Genomic DNA, 4726 nt, shown 5'->3' on the forward strand with positions numbered 1-4726 from the left:
GGAATAAGTCCCTTTTGGGATGGGTTCTAAGTCGTCTTGCACTCTAGGTATTCGGCAAACCACTTAACGTAACGCTCAACCACATTGTGCGTAGGTGGTGGTTGATGGCACTTTATGCGCATCATTGTAATTCACTAGCCACATCCGAAACCTTTTTGTAGCATCAGGGTTATATCATATATGGAAGGTGTTTTATGCCATTTGCAATTGTTAGATCAAATTCATTACCAAATCTCAGTCAACCACAAAAATCATTTAGTTCAGATTTAAGATTATCTTTAAGCTTAAGTTCGTTAAGATCAACAGCAGAACGACCAATGTCATTTGATTGTGAAGATGAAATAGATGGTTTTAAATTTAAAAAATTCAATCTTGACATAAAAACGCCACTTGGTGGAAATGGTAAGTTTCACGTAAGTAAAGATAATAAAGATATTAACTTTACTCTTGGCGCTGGGGCTTTAGGGTTCGGTGCGGAGATCACGGTAGGGTTAGAAAAAGAAGAAGCACAAAGAGTAAAGAGACCGCCGTTGTTAAGACAATCGGATATCGATAAAACCGGAATTCCTCGTGTTTTCATTCGAACTTAATTTTAATGGTGTTCAGAATTGGATTATATAAATACAAGTTGGCTTTGTTGCGTAATAGCGAATTCACACAGAACTTGCACATAAATTCAGGGTAAAACTCTTAGCTCACTTTATTTATCTACCAAGTGATAAGGTTATACTGGGCTTATCACGGGTTGAGGCATAAAAGGTGAAGTGGATTATTCTTTTACGTAATAAAGCCATACAAGTCTATTAAAAGGTGTTGTTAACTATTATTTCTATTGTGTGTATATGATCGATGTGACGAAACAGAGTAGCACTTAGTGCGAACCCTGATTTAGACAAAAAAAGCTTCACAAACTGAGGCTTTTTCGTTATTGGAATCAAACTATGACTACCAGAATTCAGGTTGAGACATGCGAGTAGGGAATACTCTTAAAATCTCAATACAGTTATATTTGACTCGATAAGGTATGAGGTAGGGAAATTTATTTAGGACAAGCTCTCTTGTTCCAAATACACGGCCTACACGTCCCATAGCTGGATTTTTTTTTAGGAGGTTTGTTAAGTCATAAACCTCTTGAACAAATTTGCGTGATGCTCGTGAGTTGTTTTCGTGTAGATACTCCGCGGACTGCTCTAGGTTGATTAAGGCTCTTTTAAGCCATTTAATCTGCATTCACAGCCCACTTAGAGAAAACGTTTTTTACATCACCTGTGCTAGCAAAATGCCCTGAGTCTGCTTCACTAAGCGCTTCTTTAATTTCATTTATCTGCCAAAGCTCGCGCTCTAAGTAATCTAGAATAGCTTGGTTTGTTATCCAAGACTTTGTTCTGCCTGTTGATTCAGCAAGTTGCGTTAACTTTTGCTCGATATCATCAGGAATTCTTACCGACATAGATGGCATGTTGCACCTCCTTTGTATTTCTTTGTGTACATTGTAATACAAAGGAGTAATTATACCATAATGCCAATTACACGCACCTGATCCGATGTGCAGTTTTTCAATTGACTCCAAATTAATATTGAGTTTTTATTATTTTTACTTAACGCTCTGATTTTATGAGCTTATATAATATAAAAAGAAGGTAAGTATGCAACAAGTCACTTTTCAAGGAAACCCTGTTAAAGTTGTAGGAACTATTCCAACAGCCGGTTCTCTGGCTCCAGAATTTTCTCTAACAGCTTCGGATTTATCTGATTTGACACTTTCATCATTTAAAGGTCAGAACGTAATCATTAATATATTCCCTAGTGTTGATACCCCTGTTTGTGCAGCTAGCGTTAGGAAATTTAATGAAGAAGCTTCAAACCTAGAAAATACAACTATTTTATGTGTATCTGCTGATTTACCTTTTGCTGTAGGTCGCTTCTGTGAAGTTGAAGGTATTGATAATGTTCAACATGCATCTACCTTCCGTAACCCAGAGTTTGCAGAGACTTACGGAGTGTTAATTCCAGAGGGGGCCCTTAGAGGTTTAGCAACTCGTGCAATTGTATGTGTGAATCTTGATGGAAAAGTGACATATTCAGAGTTGGTTAAAGAGATAACTGATGAGCCAAATTACTCACTAGCCTTGAGTGCTTTTTAATTAGCTTATCGAGTAGCCCGCTATCTGCGGGCTATTTATAGTTGTTTTTTCTGTAACTATTTTGAATATGAGGTTTTTAGCTAGTTGTTAGCATCTCTTTAAGGTGAGCTAAAATATCTCTTGGCTCATCCATATTCATTTTCTCTGTAAATTCCATTTCACTCTCTAATAGTACTGTAGAATGTTCGATGAGTGTCTTACGCTCTTCTTCTGATATCTTCTTTGTTTGTAATCCACAGATGCGTACAAGTAGGCAAATTATATCTAGCTCCTTTGATTCGACTGAGCTGATTTCTTTATACTCTTGAACTTTTTGTAGTGTGGAATCTATACATTTTGTTGATAATGGTGCCATGATTGGTAATTATCTGAAGTTTTTAATAATAACCTTTTAAGGTTTTTAGGTACCAATAACAACACCAACCAGTGTATGAGCATGTTAGTTTCTTTAGACTCTCCGCCCCGCCACATGAAACGCAACTATTCACTTTCTAGACTGCATTCAAAACCGCTTACTCGGGTCATTTTTTGCTGATTTTGTTTTGTATTTAACGTAATTGCACTTAATCCGCACCGAGATTTAGAAACAAAAAAGCCTCCCTTTTGGGTGGCTTTTTTGTTTGGGAAAGTCATGACCAGTTAAAAGGATCATTGAGATCAATCGCTTTTGGGATTAATCTCTTTCCCTAGATGTGAAAAAACCGCCTTGCCGGGCGGTTTATTTCGGAATACTTACGATTTTGAACGGTCGGTAAGTCCTTTCATGATAGCCATATCGTTAAAGCACTTCAAGTACTCCTGCACTCTGTTTGGTTCAAGATGTTTTGGACAGAGCGACGCGCATCATCCACCGACCAAGGGAAGTTCCAAAGGTGGAAGGTAAAGGCACTAATCAAAACTATGCTTCGGCACGATAATTTCGCCCCTTGTAGCTGCTAGAGGGGATAAGCGGAAAAGGAATAAATGATTAGTGTTGTGAGACTGGAATGGGGGCGAAAGCCTTACTCACAGCGCAGGGCAGCCCGAAAGGGTAAGAGAAATATCCCAATCTGAAAGCGACCAAAATGATACCTAAAATCACACTGATTTGGGTAGGGGTCGGCGCAGCCGAAAGGGCTCGTTTCCATAAACCTATACATCCTTCCTCTACACCGCTCGGCGCAGTGTGTGAGTAAGCGAAGCGTCCGTACACCGTGCAAGCGGTAATTCATCTTCTGCTAATCTTTGGCACTGTCCCCGTATCTCTATTTCTACTCTTCTCTAGCTTATTTTTTATGCTCATCTAATCACACTCTTTTGTTTTAAGCCCGCATACACAGAGTGCCCTAGTCCATTCGCTCCTGTCGGTCATCTGTGAGCTGGAAAGGGTGCTCACGGCCCCTTTACCCCAGTTAACCACTTCGTAAAGTGACCTCGTTCCGAGCTAACTTTACGAAGTGGTTAGGACCAACAGCCATGGATACACGAAAGAAGATTATTAAGATTCGAGTTAATGAGTCTGAATACAGTGCCTTAGTTGAACGGAGTTCCAAACCTCGTCTTGCAGAATGGATTCGTGAGCACAGTCTAGGAGCGAAAGTACCTAGACTGTGCTCACGAATCCCAATGTTGACCCCGCATTATTGAGGCAACTTGCTGGTATGGGGAATAATTTGAATCAAATTGCTCGTGCTATTCATAGTCAGGATTGGAAGCCTGTTGATCGAGTACACATTATTACTGCGTTATCTAGTCTGCAACGTGAGCTTAGTTTGATGAGAATGGAGCATACGGCTGATGATCGTTAAATTTCATGCTCGCGGAGCTGGGCGCGGTTCTGGTCCTGTTGATTATTTGCTTGGCAAAGAGCGAAATCGTGACGGTGCAACGCTTGACCGTGGCGATCCTGATGAAATGCAGTCGTTAATTGATTCGAGTCCTTATGCAAAAAAATACACGTCGGGTGTGTTGTCTTTTCATGAATCGGATCTCGATAGGCAGACTAAAGCCAACATCATGTCTAGTTTCGAGAGTGCATTGTTGCCAGGTCTTGAAGCGGATCAATATTCGTTCCTTTGGGTGGAGCATCGAGATAAGGGAAGACTGGAGCTTAATTTTGTTGTCCCTAATGTGGAATTATTGTCAGGAAAGCGGCTACAGCCTTACTTCGACAAGGCGGATAAGCCAAGAATTAACGCATGGAAAATAGAGACGAATGCGCGTTTAAAATTACACGACCCAGATGACCCTATCAATAAGCGAGAGCTGACGACACCACGCAATCTACCGTATTTAAAACAAGATGCCGCGAGAGCATTAACGGATGGTTTGTTGTCTCTTGCTGGCAATGGTGAGTTAAAGAACAGACAATATGTGGTGAAAGCCCTTGAGGGCGCAGGATTTACCGTGGCGAGGCAAACTCAGAAAAGTATTTCGATTGTTGATCCTGATGGTGGTCGAAACATTCGATTGAAAGGGCAAATTTATGAGCAAAATTTTGAGTTTAGCGCAGGACTTCGAGGCGAAATCGAAACAGCAAGCGCAAGATACAGAGCAGCATCTCAAGAGCGAATTCGAGAGGCACGAGAATTTTATCAAACGGG

At 40.5% G+C, this 4726-nt stretch carries 7 protein-coding genes and 1 pseudogene; 5 read left to right on the forward strand and 3 right to left on the reverse strand.

Annotation, left to right across the window (positions count from 1 at the left end; all coding sequences use genetic code 11):
- Positions 1-194: 194 nt before the first annotated feature.
- Positions 195-590, forward strand: a complete 396-nt coding sequence (locus tag RH85_RS06795; protein WP_039948785.1) for a hypothetical protein — start codon at positions 195-197, stop codon at positions 588-590.
- Between the two features lie 355 nt (positions 591-945).
- On the opposite strand, the gene RH85_RS06800 is transcribed toward RH85_RS06795, so the two are convergent.
- The gene (locus RH85_RS06800) at positions 946-1230 is read right to left on the reverse strand and encodes a type II toxin-antitoxin system RelE/ParE family toxin (protein WP_006711470.1); all 285 of its coding nucleotides are present in this window, start codon (positions 1228-1230) and stop codon (positions 946-948) included.
- Positions 1220-1459 (reverse strand): type II toxin-antitoxin system RelB family antitoxin, encoded by a 240-nt coding sequence (relB, locus tag RH85_RS06805; RefSeq protein WP_006711471.1) that lies wholly within the window; start codon positions 1457-1459, stop codon positions 1220-1222. The genes RH85_RS06800 and relB overlap by 11 nt, the downstream gene beginning before the upstream one ends.
- A gap of 187 nt (positions 1460-1646) precedes the next feature.
- On the opposite strand from relB, the gene tpx reads away from it, so the two are divergent.
- A complete protein-coding gene (gene tpx, locus RH85_RS06810) occupies positions 1647-2144 on the forward strand; it encodes a thiol peroxidase (protein WP_006711472.1) in 498 nt (165 codons plus the stop codon).
- Between the two features lie 76 nt (positions 2145-2220).
- On the opposite strand, the gene RH85_RS06815 is transcribed toward tpx, so the two are convergent.
- The gene (locus tag RH85_RS06815; RefSeq protein ID WP_006711473.1) at positions 2221-2499 is read right to left on the reverse strand and encodes a hypothetical protein; all 279 of its coding nucleotides are present in this window, start codon (positions 2497-2499) and stop codon (positions 2221-2223) included.
- Positions 2500-3733: 1234 nt separating this feature from the next.
- Here RH85_RS06815 and RH85_RS23415 point away from each other — a divergent pair.
- From RH85_RS23415 to RH85_RS23700, 3 genes and pseudogenes are all read left to right on the forward strand, one after another.
- Positions 3734-3931: a MobC family plasmid mobilization relaxosome protein gene (locus RH85_RS23415; protein WP_006711474.1), complete on the forward strand. Its 198-nt coding sequence runs from the start codon at positions 3734-3736 to the stop codon at positions 3929-3931.
- Positions 3932-4037: 106 nt separating this feature from the next.
- A pseudogene (locus RH85_RS23695) lies at positions 4038-4238 on the forward strand (mobilization relaxase); the annotation flags it as partial.
- Positions 4239-4608: 370 nt separating this feature from the next.
- A partial coding sequence (locus RH85_RS23700; protein WP_420895796.1) for an MbeB family mobilization protein occupies positions 4609-4726 on the forward strand: 118 nt, incomplete at its 3' end.

Source organism: Vibrio ichthyoenteri ATCC 700023 (genome assembly GCF_000222605.1).
In the GTDB taxonomy this organism is placed as follows: Bacteria; Pseudomonadota; Gammaproteobacteria; order Enterobacterales; family Vibrionaceae; genus Vibrio; species Vibrio ichthyoenteri.

Excerpts from the sequence above, each read along its gene's own strand:
- RH85_RS06795 (WP_039948785.1), top strand. The coding sequence starts at position 195 with ATGCCATTTGCAATTGTTAGATCAAATTCATTACCAAATCTCAGTCAA.
- RH85_RS06800 (WP_006711470.1), bottom strand. The coding sequence starts at position 1,230 with ATGCAGATTAAATGGCTTAAAAGAGCCTTAATCAACCTAGAGCAGTCC.
- relB (WP_006711471.1), bottom strand. The coding sequence starts at position 1,459 with ATGCCATCTATGTCGGTAAGAATTCCTGATGATATCGAGCAAAAGTTA.
- tpx (WP_006711472.1), top strand. The coding sequence starts at position 1,647 with ATGCAACAAGTCACTTTTCAAGGAAACCCTGTTAAAGTTGTAGGAACT.
- RH85_RS06815 (WP_006711473.1), bottom strand. The coding sequence starts at position 2,499 with ATGGCACCATTATCAACAAAATGTATAGATTCCACACTACAAAAAGTT.